Source organism: Shewanella sp. MBTL60-007 (genome assembly GCF_019654915.1).
Classification (GTDB): domain Bacteria; phylum Pseudomonadota; class Gammaproteobacteria; order Enterobacterales; family Shewanellaceae; genus Shewanella.
This window is the reverse complement of sequence record NZ_BPET01000015.1, coordinates 23,094-43,526: the sequence shown is the minus strand read 5'-3', so window position 1 is coordinate 43,526 and position 20,433 is coordinate 23,094. Positions and strand designations below refer to the sequence as shown.

Below are 20,433 nucleotides of genomic sequence, written 5' to 3'. Positions count from 1 at the left end.
TTATAGTCTGCGTGCTTGGATGACGCCATCTACCTGGTTTATTTTCGATAACACTTTCGATAAACCATCTAGATTGTATAACTCAAGCTCCAGCTCGATGGTTGCCGTTTGTGTTTTGACATCTGAGCTTGAACTCATCGCCATCACATGGGTCTTCTCAGCGGCTAGTACCGAAGTTAAATCCCGCAGTAAGCCCGAACAGTCGTTGGCTAGGATACTTAAACGGATCTTGTAACCACCGGAATAGTTCTCGCCCCAGACCACATCGACCGAGCGTTCAGGTGCGGCGCGTATAAGCTCTTTAACTTGATCGCAGTCGGCTCTGTGAACCGATATCCCGCGCCCCTTAGTAATAAATCCGAAGATCTCATCACCCGGTACAGGCTGACAACACTTGGCAATATGGCTCATCAAGTTACCAACACCGTTGACCTCGACCTGGCCCTTGCCCTTTTGGGGTGCCTTACTCTGGCTCTTCTTAACTAAATCTTCAACCGCCTCTTCGTCGGTGAGCTCTTTAGTACGAAGGCGACTTTGAACATGGTTCACCACTTGGTTAAGGCGCACATCTCCGCCACCAATCCCAGCGAGTAGATCGTCCATGCTCACCAAGTTGAATCGCTCTACCGCTGATTGTGCATCCTTTATGTGAAGATTAATTCGAGACAGCTCGGCTTCAAGCATCTCTCGACCAGCGACAATATTCTTATCTCTATCTTGCTGTTTAAACCAGTGCTGGATCTTCGAGCGAGCACGGGAGGTCTGAATGTAGCCCAAGTTTGGATTGAGCCAATCACGCTTAGGGTTCGGGTGCTTAGAGGTTATAATCTCGATGCGCTGTCCCGTCTCGACCTGATAGGTAAACTGCACGATGCGGCCATCGACCTTGGCACCGATACACTTATGCCCAACATGGGAGTGAATATAGTAAGCAAAGTCGAGTACAGTTGACCCCAACGGCAAATCGACCACTTCGCCACTTGGCGTGAACACATAGACTCGGTCCTCAAAGACCTGACTACGCACCTCATCGACCAAGTTGCCACTTTCGGCCACATCTTCTTGCCACTGCAGAATTTTGCGTAGCCAGTTGATCTTATCTTCATAGCCGCTCTGTTTACCGCTGGCACTGCCTTCTTTATACTTCCAGTGCGCCGCAACCCCAAGCTCAGCATCTTCATGCATCTGCTCGGTACGGATTTGGATCTCGACGGTTTTCCCCTCCGGCCCAACCACCACGGTATGAATAGACTGATAGCCATTAGGCTTAGGGTTAGCCACGTAGTCATCAAACTCACGTGGAATATGGTGCCATAGCGTATGCACCACCCCTAAGGCGCCATAACAATCTTGCAAGCGATCGGTCACGATACGGACCGCACGGACGTCAAATAGCTCATCAAATTTGAGCTGTTTGCCTTTCATCTTCTTCCAGATACTGTAAATATGCTTAGGTCTGCCATAGACCTTCGCGCGGATCTGGTCTTGATCTAGACGCGCCTGTAGCTGACTGACGAAGTCATCGATAAAGGTCTCTCTATCGAGGCGTTTACCATCGAGCTGCTTGGCGATATCTTTATAAGTTTGCGGGTGCAGGTAACGGAATGAGATATCCTCTAGTTCCCACTTAAGCTGACCAATACCAAGACGGTTAGCCAGTGGCGCATAGATATCGGCAATCTCGCGAGCGATAAGGACTTTCACTTCTTCATCGGCATTCTTAATCTCACGTAGCAAACAGATACGCTCTGCAAGTTTAATCACCACCGCACGCACATCTTCCACCATGGCCAATAACATCTTACGAATATTATCGATCTGCGGCTCACCACTGCGGGTCTGGTTGTCGACCTTAAGCGCCCCGATGGCGTTCATGGTCTCTACACTCGACACCAAGACGGCCAGCTTTGCGCCAAACTCCTCTTCGACATCTTCTTGGGAGATAATCCCCGCATCAAACACCACAAACAAAATAGCGGCCTGTAAGGTTTCAATATCCATATTCAGTGGCGCAAGGATCTCAATCATCTCACGCGCACGTCTTAACACGGTAACGTTCGCTTCTTTCTTTTGGCCCACAAGCAGTTCGACCCGCTCGATTAAGGCCAATAGAATTTGAGCTTCCGAAGCATCACTAATATAACGTTGCACCCACTCATCTAATTGAAAATCAGGGTCGCTAAAATGTGCTTCACGAACAGATACCATTAAATTTGATTCCTTTACATACCCCAGATAGAGGTTAACAAACGCTTAACCCTACCCTTTAAATTGATAAGCACTATATTCGCCATTCAGCCGTTATTGTCAATGCGCAAAAGCAGACAATTGCGACTAAAAACACCTATAGTGCCAGACTTTGATTTGTATGAGTTATATTTAAGCAAAAGGTTTCACTAAATGTATCTATTTGTGTCTTTTTGTTTAATTCTTTAACTCAAACAGTGCCATCGACTCCAAATGATGGGTTTGTGGGAACATATCCACTAATCCAATCTTTTTAAGTTGATAACCTTGCGACAAAATCACTTCACTATCACGGGCTAGGCTAGCTGGATTACAAGAAACATAGACTAAGGCCTTAGGCTTTAGTTTCTTCAGTGATTGCATGCTCTCATAGGCCCCCGCTCGAGCCGGATCGATTAGCATCTTATCGATCTTACCTAACCAAGGTTCTTTCGATAGGTCTGCGCTGAGATCCGCATGATAAAATGAGACCTTATCTAAACCGCTCTGTTTAGCATTAACTCTTGCCTGCTCAACCATAGCCTGCACACCTTCAACACCTATCACCTCGGCGCCATCTTTTGCTAACGGCAAACTAAAGTTGCCGATCCCACAGAACAGGTCTAACACTCGCTCCCCCGCCTTGGGTGATAGCCACTCAACGGCTTGACTGACCATGGCGTGGTTAATCTGACCGTTCACTTGAATAAAGTTGCCTGGTGAGAAGTTAAGTTTTACTTGGTTATCATCGAAAGTATAATAAGGTTGCTCACCCGTGCCATTTAAATGCTCGCATTGCCCCTCATCACCTTGTAGTAACACGAACACTGCATGCTTTTCGGCAAACTCAACTAACTTAGCCTTATCTTTATCCGAGAGTGCCTTAGTCACACGAAGCACCACAAAGTTACCGTTATCAGCTTGTGTGAGTTCAACATGGCCTAGGGCTTTCTTACCGCTTAACTGATTAAGCATGAAAGCCAAGTCTGGAATTAACGCCGACAATGGCTCGGCTAACACGGCGCAGGACTGGATCTCAACCACGTCACTGCTGCTACTCGCCCTAAAACCTAAGCTAATATGCTTGGTGTTTTTATCAAACCATGTGGCTAAACGGGCACGACGGCGATAGTGCCATGCGTTATCGCTTAGGGGCTCACACACTTCCCCCGCCTGGGTTTGAGCAAACTTATTCACCAAATCGACCAAGGTATTGGCTTTATGTTGACGCTGAGCGTCAATATCTAGATGCTGCAGATCACAGCCGCCACATTTATCGAAATGTGGGCACAGAGGTGAAACTCGCTCGGCAGAGCGCTTCTCAATTTTCAGTAACTTGCCTCGAGCAAACTTTTTCTTCTGCTCCGTTAGCTGCACCGATACGGTTTCATCAGGCAGCGCGCCATTGATAAAAACAATCTTACCGTCGTGGTGGGCAATACCTGCACCTAGGTGATCCAGTTGCGTCACCTTCAGCGATAACTTCGACGATAATTGCTTAGATCTATTTGGTTTTGCTTTAAAAAATTGTGCCATTTTACTCTCAAAATAGATAAAAAACTGGCCAACACAGGTCAATATCTGGCAGTCTATCGATTACAAACACTATATTTAATGGTAACCCATACAAAGAATGAATAATGCCAACGATATGACCAAATACAGCCTTCGCTCGTGGGTTCTGGTACTGGCGTTAGCCCCAACAATCTTAGTGGGTTTTTTATTAGGTAGTTATTTTACCATAAATAGATTCTATGAACTCGAAGAAACACTCATAGGACAAGCTAGCAATATCATCGAGCCCTTAGCAATCGCTGCCGAAGTGGGCCTTGAGACCAAAGATTTCGAAACCAGCAAACGGTTAATCACCTCCGCACAATTAAATAAAGCTTCGCTGGTGCAGTTTATTGCTATTTTCGATGCCAATAACCGGGTGGTCGTCACCTCGCATCATTATAAGAACCACGAGATGATGCGCTACGATAACAACCTAGACTCTATGCTGCGTACCGAGCTAGAACAGGTTGGCGACAGCATGATTTTACGTAGCCCCATCTATAAGAGCAGTGATGCGCCAGTAATCGGTTTAGACAGCGCCACGCCCGCCACTCGCTCTAATGCCGCGAAAATCGGCTATATAGCCATCTTAATCAACAAAGAAAACGCACTCTTACAGCAACATAGAGCTGGAGTTATCGCCTTTATTATTGTGATGATTGGCGTACAGTTAAACCTGTTTTTTACCTTTCGTTTACTTAAGAACGTAACTCAACCTATTACCGATATGGTTCGGGTAGTCGCCAAGATCCGTGAGGGTAAACTCGATACACGCTTAAACGGTAACCTGATTGGTGAGCTGGACCTACTTAGAAGAGGCATCAATGCAATGGCCGGCTCGCTATCGGAATACCATGATGAGATGCAACAAAACATCGACCAAGCCACTTCAGACTTACGCGAGACACTGGAACAAATCGAGATCCAAAACGTCGAACTGGATATGGCAAAGAAACGTGCACAAGAGGCCAGCCGTATCAAGTCAGAGTTCCTAGCCAACATGTCCCACGAGCTTAGAACCCCACTTAACGGTGTGATCGGTTTTGCAAAGCAGCTATTAAAGACTCCTTTGCATTCAAGCCAACAAGACTATATTCGCACCATTGAGCGTAGCGCCACCAACCTGCTAAGTATCATTAACGATATTCTCGACTTCTCTAAACTCGAAGCAGGCAAAATGGTACTCGAAAACATCCCCTTCTCACTACGTGAAACTGTAGAGGAGACGGTTACCATGCTATCGAGCAGTGCAAGAGAGAAGGAACTGGAGCTGGTGATTGATGTCGACTCGGGGATCCCTGAGGATGTCACCGGCGATGCAATGCGCTTTAGTCAGATCATCACCAACTTAGTCGGTAACGCCATTAAGTTCACGGATAAGGGGAGCGTTCAACTCAAGTTACAGCTCGAAGAAATTATCGATAACAAAGCCCACCTACGCTGCGAAATCATCGACACAGGGATCGGCATCGATGCTCAGCAACAAGCATCGTTGTTCCAAGCTTTTGGTCAAGCAGACTCCTCCATTTCTCGCCGTTTCGGTGGTACAGGACTTGGACTCGTCATCACCAAGCGTTTGGTCAATCGCATGGGTGGGCAAATAGGTTGTTATTCTGAGCCAGATGTAGGCTCAACGTTTTGGTTCTCTCTGCCACTCAATATCAGTCAGTACCCCATCAACAATACTGTGCCACTCATGTCGCTTGAAGGTAAGAGCATCCTGTTGTTTGAGCCTAGTACACTGTCTCAGCACGCCATAGAACTCATGTTGCAGCGTTGGGGAATGAAGGTCACCCTAGCAAAATCAACTAAGCAGCTTGAATTTATTACCACTCAGTCTCAGCATAGTTTTGACTATGCACTAATAAGCTGCCGCGCCATCACCGCATCAGATGAGCCTGCCGCTGTACTGAGCTTGGCCAAAAAGAAAATTGATAACTTATTACTGATCTCCGACTGCAGCGAACAAGAGGCTATCTACTCCCAGCTGCGCCCCTATATCGACCAGCAGCTCTCTATGCCTATCGGAGAGAAGAAGCTCGCCAATTCACTACTTAATCCTCATTCAGATATCGTAAGTGAGGCGCTTGCTGCTCCGACAGCGATACAAGCCCCTGCTAAACTGGAGAGCCTGAGTGTTTTAGCCGTTGACGATAATCCAGCCAACCTAAAACTTATCGACACCCTGCTCAAAGAGCTCGTCACCCATGTACAGGTAGCCGATAACGGCGAACTTGCCGTAAAGCTGGCAAAAGAGCGCAGTTACGACTTAATCTTTATGGACATTCAAATGCCGGGGACGGACGGCATTACGGCGACCAAGCAGATCCGAGCCAACTCGGCAAACCGTAACACACCGATTATCGCGGTCACCGCACATGCAATCGCCGAAGAGCGAGAGCGGATCTCCTCTAGCGGCATGGATGGTTATCTGCCAAAACCTATCGATGAAGCCGCTCTGAAAGGGGTCATCACTCGCTGGCGAAGCAAACCAAAGTTTACCCACTTCGATCTGCGCACACTTAATTGGGAACTTTGTTTGACCCAAGCGAATAACAAGCCAGACTTAGCACTGGACATGCTAAAGATGCTATTAAAATCACTCCCAGAGACGGTTGAGCATATTGAGCTCGCGCTCGCCAGCTCTGATAATGACAAGATGCTTGCATGTATCCATAAGCTTCACGGTGCCTGCTGTTACTGTGGCGTGCCAACGACTCAGGCACTTTGCCAAGAAATTGAGTCAGGATTAAAGCGTGACGTGCCAGTAGAAGATATCGAACCGGAAATACTTGAGTTACTTGATGAACTAACTAAGGTAGAATCTGCCGCTAATCAAGTGATCTCCCAGCTATCAGTGGATATATAAGATGACAAACAAACAGGGATTTTTTAAACGCCTAAAAGCACTAGAGTTACCCCAGAAAAAGCTTTTTGCGGTTGCCCTATGCCAACGCATGCTACCTAACTATCAGCTTTTTTCTGAAGTGTGTGAATTTGGCGACCCAAAAGTACTCGATACCTTGCTAAACCTACTTTGGCAATCGATGTACGACAACAAGCTCAAGCTGAACATAGATATCTACCTTGAGCGCCTAGAAGATAACACACCAGATCCTAGCGATTTTGATGTTTACGGTGTATATCCTGCGATGGATGCCGCAGTCGCATTGACCTCGCTGATCAGCGCACTACAGAGCAAAGTAGAAGAAGATATCACTAACATCAGTAAGCTATCATCATCGACAGTCGCCAACTATATTGAAGCGACCTGTGAGCAAGAGTTTAAAAATGAAGATGCACTCGATGACTATATCTTCGGTCATGAAGTGATGCTTGAAGAGAAAGAGATGCAAGAGTCTCTTTTACAGATCATCGAAGAAAATCCTTCGATGAAGGCCGATTTCATCAAAGGGCTACGCAAAGAAATCGTTGAGATTGGTGTATCAAATATCGGTATTGAAGCCACCCGCTAATACAGAGCAGCTCGCAACTATGAGCGCGTAACGGATAACTCTTATCGTTAGGCGCCCATCAAACTCACATCAAGCATCCGCATAAGGCACAGATCTTAATCAACTCTCCATCGAAAACAGGCTGTGCGCCTTTGATTGCATAAACTCGATAAACAGCTTTACCTTCAGCGGCTGATGACTGCGCTGATGATAGAGGATCGAGATCCGCCTCTTCTCACCTATCCATTCTGGCAGCACAACTTGCAAGGCACCTGACTTAATCTGCTGCTTAACAAACAGCTCGGGGCCGTAGAGAATACCGCCATCATCAACCGTCGCTTCGACCGCTCCATGCAGGTCACTTAAGGTCAGCTTGGCCTTACCATCGTAGTAAAATGACTCGCCAGAGGGGTGTTTAAGCGACCAATTATACAGAGGCCAAACCTTGATTAAGCTATGGTTAGCCAGTTCGCTAGGATGGTTCAACTCAGGGGCATTGTCGATATAATGAGGCGAAGCAAACAGACCATAATTAAGCACCCCCAATGAACTTGAGATCCAAGAGGAATCTGGTTGAGTGCCACCAACGATAGCCACATCGACGCCCTCATCGATCAAGTCGATAACGTTATTGTTTTGCGCAATATGCAGTTGAATGTCCGGATATTGCTCGCAGAACTCATTAAGGGTCTTGATGAAAATCATCGAGATAATCGACACCGGCGCGGCAATACGTAAGGTGCCCTCAGGCTTATCCACACTAACACCGCTAATGCTATCAAACTGAGAGATAATAGACTGATATTGCTGAAATAGCGCAATCCCTTCTTCGGTTAGCCTCAGCTTACGGGTATTACGCATCAGCAGCTGTTTATCTAATACCGTCTCCAACTTCGTCAACTTACGGCTCACAGTAGCAATCGGCATATCCAACTCTTTGGCGGCCTGAGAAAAGCTACCCGCATTCACCAGATGCACAAATTGATAGATCAGCTGCAATTCCAAACCAAAGTTGGTACTCATTAATAAAACCTTAGTATCTAAACACGATTATTTAACCGTTCTACGACCTAAGCTCAATATTACACTAAAGCGGAATTATGATAATGTTTCAGCTCAATCATTTGCTCGTTTCATTTCTAGCAGTAAACAAAATAGAGCCGATATGCCTACGATATTAACCCCATTAGTTGCCGTATTTGGCATTATGCTGTTAGGAACCTTAGTGCAAAAGAGTAAACTTTTGCCAGCGGAAACCGATCAAGTTCTAAATCAATATGTCTACTACATCGCCTTTCCGGCCATAATGTTGATTACGTTAGCGCAAACGCCAATCCAAGACATTCTCCACTGGGGTTATATCTTCGGCTTTAGCCTAGCTATGCTTAGCTGTTATTTTTTAAGCTACTTTGTGTCACGCATAATCACTTCAGCCCAAAATGCTTGTGCCACCATGCGCGCACTCAATGCTACCTTTGGTAATACCGCCTTTATTGGCATTCCTTTAATGGCCATGCTGTTCCCAACTGAGCAAATTGCTTTAGCCGCTGCAGCAATTGCCAGCTTACTGTCGGTATTTATGTTTGCTATTGCCCTTGTCTCTCTCGAGATGAATGTTAATAAAAGCAAAAATTCTGCACCCAAAATCATTTTGCTAGCGTTAGGCAAAAACCCAATCGTTGTGGCGAGCTTAATAGGCATAGGACTTTCCTCTTTAAGTTTTGATCTACCACAAAGCCTAGCTCTGATGATTAGGCAACTAGGCATGACATCAAGCCCCTGTGCATTATTTGCTATCGGTATGGTGTTAGCTAAGTCTGGACAATATCAAAGCTCTTCGCGTTTTATCAATATCAATCAGGCGGTAGAAATAAGTGCTATCAACCTAGTAAAACTCGTTGTTCAGCCCGCCCTCACCTATGCATTAATGCTTTGGCTTAATGTCGAACCGCAATTAATTGCCATGGGTGTGATTTTAGCGGCATTACCGACTGCTGCGAGCGTTTATCTACTTGCACAACGTTATCAAACTCAAGTAATTACTAGTGCGCAGGGGATTTTATTAGGCACCCTTTTTACTTTTGCTAGCCTACCTCTGCTGGAACGTTTTTTACTTTAGCCTAGCTCAACTAACCTTACTCAACAGTAGCAAGAATGCGTGACAGTTAGTCATTTCCTATCAGCGTAACGCCATTTACTTTGGTTTGATGCATAACAATCACTTAACTCAATACGACTTTTTAGATATTGCGATACCAAGGTATTACGCAACAAACAATGAGCAAAACGACGACTAAATCAATCTTTCATTAGCGACGATAGGGCTAAATTGAATAGGCTAATATTCAAGGTCTTAAGTACATCAATAAGTGCTAAAAATAAATTGGCCAAAAACTCGTTTTAGATTATGATGCGCAACCTTTTTTATTAACTGCTCAAAAAATGACACGCGGACTTGTCTTTCTGTTGTTATTCACTAGCTTATCAAGCTCTTCTTTCACGCAGCCTTTGGCTGTTAGCCCACAAGAGTTAGCTCAGTTGCAGCCCAAAATGGCCATTGCCGCGGGCACAATAACGAACAGTGCCCCTGAAATCTCTATCACCCCTGATATCACACCAAAGAGCCAAGATGGTTACAGCGAAAATCAAGAACGACATGGTGAGCACCTGACAAGTAATACCCTGTTATTTTTCATCGCAGTGTGCACTCTGCTGCTAGCCTTTAGCCTCTTTCGTAATAACAGGCGTAAAGCCTTTCTATCTGACGCCCTTGCCAGTGGACAGGCAAGCTATGAGCAGATGCAGTGGTTAATAGCCGTGCTCGATAACTTCCCAGGCATGGTGTTGATCTGTGATGCCAATGGCAAGCCCCTACTGAGTAACAGGGCCTATAACGACTGCCTAGCGAACAACATCAGCCAATTAGGCGACAGTCCGTCAGCATTTATCTCTGCCAACAATTGCCAGAGCGATGAATGTGTAATTAGCGACAAATATTACCGGATCTCCCGTGAAGTTGTGCGCCATAACGATGGCCATCAATACCACATCACGGTATTTGCAGACTTCACAGAGTTAAAGCAGCGCAAGCAAGAGCTTAAGCTTTCGCAGCAGCAAGCTGTGGAGGCCTTAAAGGCAAGAGAGTCATTCTTGGCAATTATCAGCCACGAATTAAGAACACCCCTAACCGCAATGATAGGCTTAATGGAGCTGCTCAAGCCTGAGCTTAAATCGAGCCAAAACCTAGAATTAATGCAAAATGCTCAGACCTCCGCCGAGCGTTTAAAAGCCCTAGTTAACGATCTCTTAGATTTTTCTAAAATGGAAGCCAACCAATTACAACTCGATGCTTACCAAGGCAATATCTTTGATGAAGTTGGCTCCATGCTCAGAACGTTAGAAGCAGGCGCCAGCGTCAAAGGGCTCGATTTTCGAGTCGATTGGCAACCTACAATATTCTGCCACGCCGAGCTCGACTGGCTCCGACTCAGCCAGATAGTCAACAACTTGGTGGGTAATGCAATTAAGTTCACCAAGCAAGGCTCGGTCAAGGTATCGATAGCCAATACAGAACAAAGACTATATCTGTCGATTGAAGACAGCGGTTGCGGCATGACACAGAGCCAACTCCTCCGCTTATTTCAGCCATTTGTACAGGGTGATCCGAGTATTAACCGTAACTATGGTGGCACAGGCCTAGGCATGTCTATTGTGAAGCACTTAGTGCAGTTGATGGGAGGAGAGATAAACGTAGAGAGTCGACAAGGCCACGGCACGCTGGTTTGTGTGAATATGCCGGTTAAATTTCGGCCTTTAGAGCTTAGGTTCATGACAGATATAAAAACTGAAAATGACAAGCTACAAAGCTGGCTTAAGCAATGGCGGGATAACTCATGCCCTAGCGGTGAAATCGCCACTCATAGCATAGCGGTTCAAGCGTTAGAACTATGCCAAAACATCTATCCCGACCAATTGTTAAGGGCGCTGTCATGGCCAAATAAGTCTGAACAAGCCGATGCCCCAAAAACGAAAAGATATACAGGCAAGGTATTAGTAGCCGATGACGATCCAATTAACCGCTTCCTATTCCAGAAACAGCTTAAAAAGCTCGGCTTAGAGGTGGTCACTGTTAATGATGGTCAAGAGGCACTCAACTATTTAGCTCAACATTCAACCAGCATCGATCTGCTCCTTACCGACTGCCATATGCCTAACCTCAATGGTTATGACTTAGTACGTCAGCTAAGAGCTCGAAGCGAGTTTAAAGCCTTAGCAATAATAGGCTGTACTGCTGAAGATTCACGCTTAGTCGCCGAAAAAGCGCAAAGTGTCGGTATGGATGAGATCATCTACAAGCCCTATACCTTTAACTCGCTTAGCGATGCGTTAGGACGTTACTGTCAACTGCAAGCCATTGAGTCAGATTTAGATAAACTCGAGTGGTTAAATGCATATGAGATAGAGGAGCAGCTTGAATTTTCGGCCGTCGTGAAAGACTCACTCATTGCCGATAAAGCGCAGCTTCTCGAGCAGAGCCTACCGCTAACGGCAATAAGTCACCGCATTAAAGGCGCGGCCAATACTCTCAATTTAACTGAGCTAGCGTCCCTCGCCTACGCCTGTGAAACAGTATCTAGCAGCAACGCCCCATTAGCCACCAAGCAACTCATCGATGAGATTGATGCCGTCATCGCTGCGATTAACAACTGGCTCAGTAAACAATATTTGTGATTATCTCGCTGCTTTGTGGGATCTATTATTGAACCCGCCTCCGAGACTTAGTTATTTGGACAACAACCTTTATGCAATCGTTTCAGTCATTAAAAGTCCTTGTGATAGATGACGCCCCAACCTTCCTTTTTACTATCAAAAGCATGTTGGTGAAATTAGGCTTTTTAGAAAATAGTGTACAAACCTGTAAGTCGGTTAAGGTCGCTCTGGATCTCACATCAAACAAGCAGTTCGATGTAATTATCTGTGACTATAACTTTGGCACAGGCATGAATGGCAAACAGCTATTTGAAGAGTTTAAGCACTTAAATCTATTGACCGATGAGACGGTATTTATTCTGGTTACTGGCGACAATTCTGCAGCAACTGTCAGGCCTATCATCGAGCTAAAACCCGATGAATACCTGCTTAAACCTTTTAATGCCGTGTCTTTAAAAGAGCGGATCTCTGTCGCTATTCGGCGCAGACAAAAACTATCTGGGCTCTACGCCGCAGAACGTACACTAGACGCCCAAAAAGGCTTGCAGTTATGTGATGACCTGGCGCCGTTTCATCCTGAATATTACTTCGTAATTAAACGCTTTCGCGCCTCATTTCTCACCATGCTACAGCGCCATGAACAGGCAAAATTAGTCTATGAATCGACACTGGAAAAGAAGGAACTAGACTGGGCTAAAGTCGGCTTGGCTAACTCCCTAGCAAATCTTGGCCAAACAGATGAAGCAGAAAAGATCATCAACCAATTACTGCAGAGCTCCCCGAATGATACTCGAATTAGAACCGAGGCCGCCTATCTAAGACTGAAAAGCAACGACACCCCAGCGGCAATTTCGCACCTAGAGATCGCCAGCCAACTGGTGCCCGGCAATTCAGAGCGAGAGCTTATCATTGTCAACTTATGTCTATCGGTTGAGGATTACCAGCAAGCGCTTAACCGCTACCGTTTGTACCTCGAGATCAACAAAGACACCTACCGCAACAATGAGTTTGCCAAATTAACCTTGATAAGAGTGCTACTTTACGCCTGTCGAACCAGCCCCAATAAGGCCAATTTAATCGAGGAGGCCAAGCATCACTTTAGGCTACTAATGGAGTCAAAAAGCGACGCGATCCAGTCTGAAATGCAGCTAATTAAAGCTCATATAGCCTTAGAGTTAGGTTACTTTCGCTCAGCAATCAATATGCTTAGAGAGCTGCATTCACAAGAGCGTTTTAACCATTTCTATGGCGCATATCATTACGCTTGGTTACTTAATACCATGAGTGTTGAAAGTGAATTTAACCACGCGATACATTGGTGTAGCCAAACCTTAGGTTATGAGCAGAGTCAGATAGTGTTTTCCAGTAAAATGGCTATGCTAGACAAGTTGAAAAAGAGCAACGAGTCGAAGAAAGCTTGGCTGAAAGAGAAGTATCTCCTAGTAAAAAGTGACAATATCGACAGCGCAACCCTGCTAGAAACCTATCTAGCGATCCACGAGAGGGCACCGCTACTAAAAATGGTGTGCTTGAATATTATCAAGTCGCTGTCTTACGTCTGGCCGCAGCGAGCTGGCGTTACCCAAGTCAGAGAGATCATCAGCCGATGCGACAATGTTGTTAGGCAACTTTACGCCGAGCAGGAGTTAACGAATATCAATTACCAAGGCTACTATCAGTCGGCGATAGATAAATGCAAAGGTCGTTCAGAGTAGCGCTTAAGGATAAGCGCTGATAATCCTTCTATTAAGTTTAAGTCAAACTTCGCTTTATAAAGGACGGGGGTTGGAAGTTAGACTGCGTCTAACTCAAGCATGCTTAATGCTCGCCCCCCTCCTATAGAAAGGTCAGGACTTTATCGTAAGCCCCTTTTTCAATTTTTGAAAAACTAATCTTTTATTCCTACACTCATAAAAAGCTAACAAAGCTCTGTAGTAAATAAGCTATGGGATCTAGCCGAAAACGAGCATAAATCTACGATACAACAAACTTAAATCAGAGCTAAAACCAAACCAAAGCCTGACGAAAACGAAGCGAACCCAAAATAAGCTAGTACAAAACCAGATTGAAAACGTGATTCAACTCAACGGATTTATCAACTGGGTATTTACTGTATAGATAAACAGTATATACTGTTTAACCATACAGTGTTTTGATAAAGGACATCACTATGCTTTGCCAACTCAGCATCAACAACTTTGCTATTGTGCGTTTCTTAGAACTCGACTTTAAAGCCGGCATGACCAGTATTACTGGTGAAACCGGGGCGGGTAAATCGATTGCTATCGATGCCCTCGGCCTATGTTTAGGTAACCGAGCCGACGCCAATACCATTAGACCTGGTGCCACTAAGGCCGAAGTGAGTGCCCGCTTTTTATTAAATGATACCCCAGCGGCTAAACGCTGGCTTGAAGATAACGATCTTGAACTCGATGACGAGTGTATTCTACGCCGCACCATTAGTAGCGACGGCCGCTCGCGCGCTTATATCAATGGTAACCCTGTGCCACTGGCGCAGATTAAGTCCCTTGGTCAATTGCTTATCGGTATTCATGGTCAACATGCTCACCACGCTATGCTAAAGAGTGAGCATCAACTAACCCTGTTAGATAGCTATGCTAACCATAAGATGCTGCTCGACAGCGTTGCAGCCAGCTATCACAGATGTAAGACTATTGAGAAGCAACTTCACCTACTTGAGATGTCGCAGCAGGAGCGATTAGCCCGCAAACAGTTACTGCAGTATCAAGTTGAAGAGCTAAACGAATTTGCCATTAATGAGGGCGAGTTCGAGTCTATTGAAGCCGAGCATAAGAAGCTGGCTAACAGTACGGCACTAATTGAGCTTTGCCGTAATCAGCTACATATTTTACAAGACAACGAAGAAGGCAGCGTCGAGTCGCTGCTCAACACTTCTATCAGTCAGGGACAAGATCTCGAAAGTTACGATCCAGAGCTTGGCAGCGTACTGACCATGCTCAATGAAGCACTTATTCAGGTGCAAGAGAGTAGCAGCGAGATTGAGCGTTACTTAGATGGCTTAGAGCTAGACCCTGAGTATTTTGCTCATCTGGAGCTGCGCCTATCAAAGACCATGCAGCTTGCCCGTAAGCACCAAGTTATGCCTGATGAGCTATACACTCATCATCAAAGCTTACTGGAAGAACTTGAAGACCTAGGTTCAGATGACGACAAATTAGATGATATTCGTGAGCAGCTAAACGCGAATCGCGAAGCTTACCTGCAACATGCCAAAAAGCTCAGCCAAAGCCGTAGCCGTTACGCCAAAGAGCTGGATAAACAGGTAACTCACTCTATCCATGAGCTGAATATGCCTAAGGGTAAGTTTACTATTGCGGTGAACTTCAACGAGTCGGTTATCACGCCAACAGGTTGTGACAGCATTGAGTTTTTAGTGTCAACCAACCCAGGTCAACCGCTGCAGCCGATTGCAAAGGTCGCATCGGGTGGTGAGCTGTCGCGTATCGGTTTAGGCATTCAAGTGATCACCGCCAAGAAGGTCTCGACTCCAACACTGATCTTCGACGAAGTCGATGTGGGTATTTCAGGACCAACTGCGGCAGTTGTAGGTCGCATGCTGCGTAGCCTTGGTGAGTCGACGCAAGTGTTCTGTGTGACCCACTTACCGCAAGTTGCGGGTAACGGCCATCAACATATGTTTGTCAATAAGAGCAGCAAGGCGGGTCAGACCGAAACCTCTATGGTAGCGCTGGATAAAGATCAACGTGTCGAAGAGTTAGCGCGTCTTTTAGGCGGTGATACCATTACCAGTAATACCTTGGCAAACGCTAAAGAGCTGCTGCTCAGTTAACGACTCTGCGCTACTGAAAACAAAAATGCAGAGCTTAACTCTGCATTTTTTTTGAATCGATATTTTTAGACTAATCGCATTAAGCAAAGTAATAAGCTAAGCCTTGCAAACATAGCATGGCAAATATACCTGCTAATACATCGTCAATCATAATACCAAAGCCACCATGAACCTTGGCATCTAGCCAGCGAATTGGCCATGGCTTTAAGATATCGAAGATGCGAAACAGCACAAAGCCCACAAGCAACCATTGCCACCCCGCTGGCGCAGCAATCATTGTGATCAATAGCCCAGCGACTTCATCCCAGACAATGGCGCCATGATCATGAACGCCCATATCTTTCGAGGCCTTGTCGCAGATATAAAAACCTGCCAACACACTCAATACCGTTAGGGCGATATACCAAGGTAGACTCAACGGTGCCATCAGTAGAAAAACAGGGATAGCAGCCAAAGTGCCAAAGGTACCCGGCGCTTTCGCCGCGAGTCCTGAACCAAAGCCTAGGGCAAGAAAGTGAATAGGATTCTTCAGTGATAGCTTTGCAAGCACTGGATCTTTAGAAAGTAGGTTCATCAATTAAAGTGCTCAAAGCCTAAGTTGATCGGTTCAAACGGCTGGTTATCACTAAGTAATTTAAGCTTACCACCAGTGCAGATCTGACCTATCTGAGTAAACTTAACACCTGATTCAGCCAAGGCGACTTCTAGCATGCCCTTTTGCGCTTCAGGTACTGTAAACAGCAGTTCATAGTCTTCGCCTCCTGTTAGTGCATAACTGCGCGCCATTTCAGGTGAAACCGTCGCCTTTAGTGGCTCAGACATAGGCAAGCTATCTACATTAATCACAGCGCCAACATTAGAGGCATTAAGCACGTGCTGAATGTCAGACATGATACCATCTGAGATATCGATAGCGCTTGAGGCGATATTTCGAAGCGATTGACCCGCAAGGACTCTTGGTGTGGGTCGGTAATGACGATTGATAAGATAAGCTCTGTCATTTGTACTCGCCTGCACCTTATCACGCAGCAGATCTAAACCTAGTGCTGAATCACCTAAGGTGCCGGTGACATAGAGCCAATCACCGTTTTTTGCACCACTACGGGTCAAACCTTTATCGCTAGGCAGTTGGCCATTGATGGTCACGGTAATAGAACGTGGACCGCGGGTGGTGTCGCCGCCCACAAGCGCAACACCATAGTACTCAGCAATATCAAACAGACCGCTGCTAAATTCAGCTAGCCAAACTTCATCCACTTCAGGCAAAGTTAATGCCAGCGTCATCCATGCAGGCTCTGCGCCCATAGAAGCAAGATCGGACAGATTAACGGCTAAAGATTTATAGCCAAGATCGGCTGCTGGCATATCAGGGAAAAAGTGGACATTTTCCACTAAGGTGTCGCAAGAGATGGCAATAGACTTATTTTCGGCGGGTTGCACAATCGCACAATCATCACCAATGCCAAGGGTTACATCCTTGCGGGACTGGGCGCGCCCAGTAAAGAAGCTTTCGATTAATTGAAATTCTTTCACAATACCAATCACAAATAATAGCAAGTGTTCAGGGAGAGGTGAGATAAGTGTAGAACAGGCCGTCACTCAAGCAAAAAAGCAAGCTACATAGGCTTGGCTCGACGTGGTAAATACGCAGACTGCCCTTACCTCCCTGCCGGAGATAACAAAAACGGCATCCGAAGATGCCGTTTCTACTACTTATTGCGTGCTACCAGCTTATCTAGAATGCCGTTAACAAACTTATGTCCATCTTCTGCGCCGAACGCTTTTGCAAGCTCGATAGCTTCGTTAATCGCTACCTTGTAAGGCACATCCTTACGGAATGTCAGTTCATAAGCTGCGATACGTACAATCGCTTTTTCAACTGGATCCACTTCATCGAGTGGACGAGTCACGAACGGAGCAATCGCTTCATCCAATTGACTCTTCTTCGTTGCAACGCCACCTAATAGCTCACGGAAGTAAGCGATATCGACGCCATCAACTTCTTGTTCAGTTAGAAACTCATGCTCAACATCAGCAATATTGTTACCACTTAGCTGCCATGAATAGATGGCCTGAACGGCTAAACGGCGTGCCTTACGGCGCTCTGAAGGCTTCATTAAATTGTCCTAAATTACAGCTGTTCTTCAAGTGCTTGCAGAACGTTAACCATCTCTAGCAGACCAAGTGCAGCTTCACCGCCCTTGTTACCTGCTTTAGTACCCGAACGCTCAATAGCTTGTTCAATGGTATCAGTGGTTAATACGCCGAATGAAACTGGGATATCAAACTCAAGTGCAACCTGAGCCAAACCTTTATTACATTCACCTGCTACAAAATCGAAATGAGGTGTACCACCACGGATTACCGCACCTAGTGCGATGATTCCGTCAAATTTTCCGCTCGCCGCAACACGACGTGCAGCAAGTGGCAGTTCAACAGCGCCTGGGACTCTGACTACAGTGATGTTTTCATCTGCAACTTGGCCGAAACGCTTAAGAGTGTCTACCGCGCCATCGAGTAAACTATCAACAACAAAGCTGTTAAAACGTGAAACTACGATCGCAACTTTGGCGTTTTTCGATTCGATATTACCTTGAACTACGTTCATTTATCTTACCTAAATTAGCTTAATTACCCAGCATAGGGGCGGAAGAGGCGGTATGATACCACACCACTCCGCGCTGATCTCTATGCAATTAATAAGAAAAGTGTGAATTTAAGCCTCTGGCTGACAATCAGCTAAAGGCCGGTATTTATTCTGCAATATATTCAGTTACTTCAAGGCCGAAACCTGAAAGTGAATGATAACGCTTTGGTGAACTTAGTAAACGCATAGAGGTCACGCCTACGTCAGCCAAAATTTGTGAGCCAACGCCTACTTGACGTGACGTACCTTGCCTCTGCGCGGCAACAGGTGCACTGCCGTTATCTTCGGCTTCGAATGCCTTCACCTTAGCAAGAATGTCGCTGCTGTGTTCCTGATGGCCCAGTAACACCAATACGCCGCCCTCTTCGCCGATACGCTTCATCGCCTTCTCTAGTGGCCAGCTACGCTGCTGATCACGCTCTGAATGCAATAAATCGTTGAAAGTATTTTGCAGGTGAACGCGTACTAAGCTGTTTTCTGTTACATCACCTTTAACCAACACATAATGCAATTGGTTGTCGATAGTGTCGCGATAAGTCAGCATTTCGAACTCACCAAAACGGGTTGGCAGCTTACATTTTGCTTCACGTACGACTGTGGTTTCTTTAGTGTTACGGTATTCGATAAGGTCGGCAATGGTGCCCATCTTCAAACCGTGCTTTTCAGCGAAGATTTCAAGATCGGGACGACGCGCCATGGTGCCATCGTCATTAAGAATTTCAACGATAACCGATGAGGGCTCGAAACCTGCTAGACGGGCTAAATCGCAGCCTGCTTCGGTGTGGCCAGCACGAATAAGTACACCACCTTCCTGCGCCATCAAGGGGAAGATATGTCCTGGTTGAACGATATCCGATGGCTTAGCCTCTTTTGCTACCGCTGCTTTAACAGTCACTGCGCGGTCTTGAGCCGAAATACCCGTTGTCACGCCCTCTGCCGCTTCGATTGAAACGGTGAAGTTAGTGGAGAACTGAGCATTGTTGTTGGTAACCATTAACGGCAGGTTAAGCTGCTGACAACGAGCCTTAGTCAAGGTTTGACAAATTAGGCCACGGCCAAATGTTGCCATGAAATTAACCGCTTCTGGCGTCACCATGTCGGCAGCCATGATTAGATCGCCTTCATTTTCTCTGTCTTCGTCATCCATCAAGATCACCATCTTGCCTTGACGAATATCTTCAATGATCTCTTCTATACTATGTAACGCCATTTCCAGACCTTTATTTTTTGTCACTGAACTGAGACCTAAGCCTCATTAGAGTAATAACTCTACCACAGTGAGTAAATGTATTGATTATTCTATTTTATTAAAGCAAAGCCTACCGTTAAACCAGTCTCTATCTTAAGAAACCTGAGCGAGCTAACAGTTCCATAGTGACTTCAGACTTAGGACCGCTCTCTTGCTCTTGGCTGGCATAACTCATTAACCTTTCTAAGTGACGCGCTATCAAATCCACTTCAATGTTGACGCTATCACCCGCTTTCAGATCCACTAAGGTAGTTTCGCCTGCGGTGTGGGGGACAATCGTCAGCCTAAAGCGATGACCTTGCACCTCATTAACGGTCAAGCTTACGCCATCAATTGTGATCGAGCCTTTATGGGCGATGTAGCGACCAAGTTCGGCAGGAGGAGTCAGCCAAAACTCGATAGCTTGCCCACGAAATTGCCTGTCATCCACATGGGCAATGCCATCCACATGACCGCTAACCATGTGTCCGCCTAAACGGGTCGTTGGTGTGACCGCTTTCTCTAGGTTAACGGCTTTTCCAACCTGATAATGAGAGAAGCCCGTCAAACTAACCGTCTCGGCAGAAATGTCTGCCACATAACCGTCACTCATCAATTCAACAACAGTTAAACACACACCATTAGTGGCGATACTGTCGCCAAGCTTGACGTCAGACAAATCCAGCTTGCCACTGGCAACCGTTAAGCGAATGTCATCACCGCGTCGCTCTACTTTACGTAAGTGTCCGACAGACTCAATTATTCCAGTAAACATAAA

15 protein-coding genes are annotated in these 20,433 nt (G+C 45.9%); 6 read left to right on the top strand and 9 right to left on the bottom strand.

What is annotated here, in order from left to right:
• On the bottom strand, window positions 1-2,208 hold the full coding sequence (relA, locus tag K5Q92_RS07210; protein ID WP_220768341.1) for a GTP diphosphokinase: 2,208 nt from the start codon (window positions 2,206-2,208) through the stop codon (window positions 1-3).
• Between the two features lie 216 nt (window positions 2,209-2,424).
• On the bottom strand, window positions 2,425-3,762 hold the full coding sequence (gene rlmD, locus K5Q92_RS07205) for a 23S rRNA (uracil(1939)-C(5))-methyltransferase RlmD (RefSeq protein WP_220768340.1): 1,338 nt from the start codon (window positions 3,760-3,762) through the stop codon (window positions 2,425-2,427).
• 97 nt (window positions 3,763-3,859) lie between these two features.
• On the opposite strand from rlmD, the gene barA reads away from it, so the two are divergent.
• Together barA and K5Q92_RS07195 are read left to right on the top strand one after the other, a co-directional pair.
• Window positions 3,860-6,652 carry a two-component sensor histidine kinase BarA gene (gene barA / locus K5Q92_RS07200; RefSeq protein WP_220768339.1) on the top strand — a complete coding sequence of 931 codons (2,793 nt, stop codon included), beginning with the start codon at window positions 3,860-3,862 and terminating at the stop codon, window positions 6,650-6,652.
• Window position 6,653: 1 nt separating this feature from the next.
• Window positions 6,654-7,259: a YjaG family protein gene (locus K5Q92_RS07195; protein WP_220768338.1), complete on the top strand. Its 606-nt coding sequence runs from the start codon at window positions 6,654-6,656 to the stop codon at window positions 7,257-7,259.
• Window positions 7,260-7,358: 99 nt separating this feature from the next.
• On the opposite strand, the gene K5Q92_RS07190 is transcribed toward K5Q92_RS07195, so the two are convergent.
• Window positions 7,359-8,261 carry a LysR family transcriptional regulator gene (locus tag K5Q92_RS07190; protein WP_220768337.1) on the bottom strand — a complete coding sequence of 301 codons (903 nt, stop codon included), beginning with the start codon at window positions 8,259-8,261 and terminating at the stop codon, window positions 7,359-7,361.
• A 142-nt stretch (window positions 8,262-8,403) separates the two neighbouring features.
• Between K5Q92_RS07190 and K5Q92_RS07185 the strand changes: the two genes are divergently transcribed.
• The 4 genes from K5Q92_RS07185 (at window position 8,404) to recN (ending at window position 15,780) form a co-directional block, all read left to right on the top strand.
• Entirely contained in the window at window positions 8,404-9,357 is a 954-nt protein-coding gene (locus tag K5Q92_RS07185; RefSeq protein ID WP_220768336.1) for an AEC family transporter, read from the top strand.
• Window positions 9,358-9,776: 419 nt separating this feature from the next.
• On the top strand, window positions 9,777-11,969 hold the full coding sequence (locus K5Q92_RS07180) for an ATP-binding protein (protein ID WP_220768335.1): 2,193 nt from the start codon (window positions 9,777-9,779) through the stop codon (window positions 11,967-11,969).
• Between the two features lie 71 nt (window positions 11,970-12,040).
• On the top strand, window positions 12,041-13,663 hold the full coding sequence (locus tag K5Q92_RS07175) for a response regulator (protein WP_220768334.1): 1,623 nt from the start codon (window positions 12,041-12,043) through the stop codon (window positions 13,661-13,663).
• 455 nt (window positions 13,664-14,118) lie between these two features.
• Window positions 14,119-15,780 (top strand): DNA repair protein RecN, encoded by a 1,662-nt coding sequence (recN, locus tag K5Q92_RS07170; RefSeq protein WP_220768333.1) that lies wholly within the window; start codon window positions 14,119-14,121, stop codon window positions 15,778-15,780.
• A gap of 79 nt (window positions 15,781-15,859) precedes the next feature.
• On the opposite strand, the gene K5Q92_RS07165 is transcribed toward recN, so the two are convergent.
• From K5Q92_RS07165 to K5Q92_RS07140, 6 genes are all read right to left on the bottom strand, one after another.
• A complete protein-coding gene (locus K5Q92_RS07165) occupies window positions 15,860-16,354 on the bottom strand; it encodes a phosphatidylglycerophosphatase A (RefSeq protein ID WP_220768382.1) in 495 nt (164 codons plus the stop codon).
• Complete coding sequence (thiL, locus tag K5Q92_RS07160) at window positions 16,354-17,313, bottom strand: thiamine-phosphate kinase (RefSeq protein ID WP_220768332.1); 960 nt, start codon at window positions 17,311-17,313, stop codon at window positions 16,354-16,356. The genes K5Q92_RS07165 and thiL overlap by 1 nt, the downstream gene beginning before the upstream one ends.
• A 176-nt stretch (window positions 17,314-17,489) precedes the next feature.
• Window positions 17,490-17,897: a transcription antitermination factor NusB gene (gene nusB / locus K5Q92_RS07155; protein WP_220768331.1), complete on the bottom strand. Its 408-nt coding sequence runs from the start codon at window positions 17,895-17,897 to the stop codon at window positions 17,490-17,492.
• A gap of 14 nt (window positions 17,898-17,911) precedes the next feature.
• Window positions 17,912-18,388, bottom strand: a complete 477-nt coding sequence (ribE, locus tag K5Q92_RS07150; protein WP_202722445.1) for a 6,7-dimethyl-8-ribityllumazine synthase — start codon at window positions 18,386-18,388, stop codon at window positions 17,912-17,914.
• Window positions 18,389-18,533: 145 nt separating this feature from the next.
• Window positions 18,534-19,637, bottom strand: coding sequence for a bifunctional 3,4-dihydroxy-2-butanone-4-phosphate synthase/GTP cyclohydrolase II (gene ribBA / locus K5Q92_RS07145; RefSeq protein ID WP_220768330.1), 1,104 nt, complete (start codon window positions 19,635-19,637; stop codon window positions 18,534-18,536).
• A 127-nt stretch (window positions 19,638-19,764) separates the two neighbouring features.
• Window positions 19,765-20,430, bottom strand: coding sequence for a riboflavin synthase (locus K5Q92_RS07140; RefSeq protein WP_220768329.1), 666 nt, complete (start codon window positions 20,428-20,430; stop codon window positions 19,765-19,767).
• Window positions 20,431-20,433: the final 3 nt, after the last annotated feature.

What these genes read in the sequence shown, in the direction of transcription:
- relA (WP_220768341.1), bottom strand. Translation starts at nt 2,208, where the DNA reads ATGGTATCTGTTCGTGAAGCACATTTTAGCGACCCTGATTTTCAATTA.
- rlmD (WP_220768340.1), bottom strand. Translation starts at nt 3,762, where the DNA reads ATGGCACAATTTTTTAAAGCAAAACCAAATAGATCTAAGCAATTATCG.
- barA (WP_220768339.1), top strand. Translation starts at nt 3,860, where the DNA reads ATGAATAATGCCAACGATATGACCAAATACAGCCTTCGCTCGTGGGTT.
- K5Q92_RS07195 (WP_220768338.1), top strand. Translation starts at nt 6,654, where the DNA reads ATGACAAACAAACAGGGATTTTTTAAACGCCTAAAAGCACTAGAGTTA.
- K5Q92_RS07190 (WP_220768337.1), bottom strand. Translation starts at nt 8,261, where the DNA reads ATGAGTACCAACTTTGGTTTGGAATTGCAGCTGATCTATCAATTTGTG.
- K5Q92_RS07185 (WP_220768336.1), top strand. Translation starts at nt 8,404, where the DNA reads ATGCCTACGATATTAACCCCATTAGTTGCCGTATTTGGCATTATGCTG.
- K5Q92_RS07175 (WP_220768334.1), top strand. Translation starts at nt 12,041, where the DNA reads ATGCAATCGTTTCAGTCATTAAAAGTCCTTGTGATAGATGACGCCCCA.
- recN (WP_220768333.1), top strand. Translation starts at nt 14,119, where the DNA reads ATGCTTTGCCAACTCAGCATCAACAACTTTGCTATTGTGCGTTTCTTA.
- K5Q92_RS07165 (WP_220768382.1), bottom strand. Translation starts at nt 16,354, where the DNA reads ATGAACCTACTTTCTAAAGATCCAGTGCTTGCAAAGCTATCACTGAAG.
- nusB (WP_220768331.1), bottom strand. Translation starts at nt 17,897, where the DNA reads ATGAAGCCTTCAGAGCGCCGTAAGGCACGCCGTTTAGCCGTTCAGGCC.
- ribE (WP_202722445.1), bottom strand. Translation starts at nt 18,388, where the DNA reads ATGAACGTAGTTCAAGGTAATATCGAATCGAAAAACGCCAAAGTTGCG.
- ribBA (WP_220768330.1), bottom strand. Translation starts at nt 19,637, where the DNA reads ATGGCGTTACATAGTATAGAAGAGATCATTGAAGATATTCGTCAAGGC.
- K5Q92_RS07140 (WP_220768329.1), bottom strand. Translation starts at nt 20,430, where the DNA reads ATGTTTACTGGAATAATTGAGTCTGTCGGACACTTACGTAAAGTAGAG.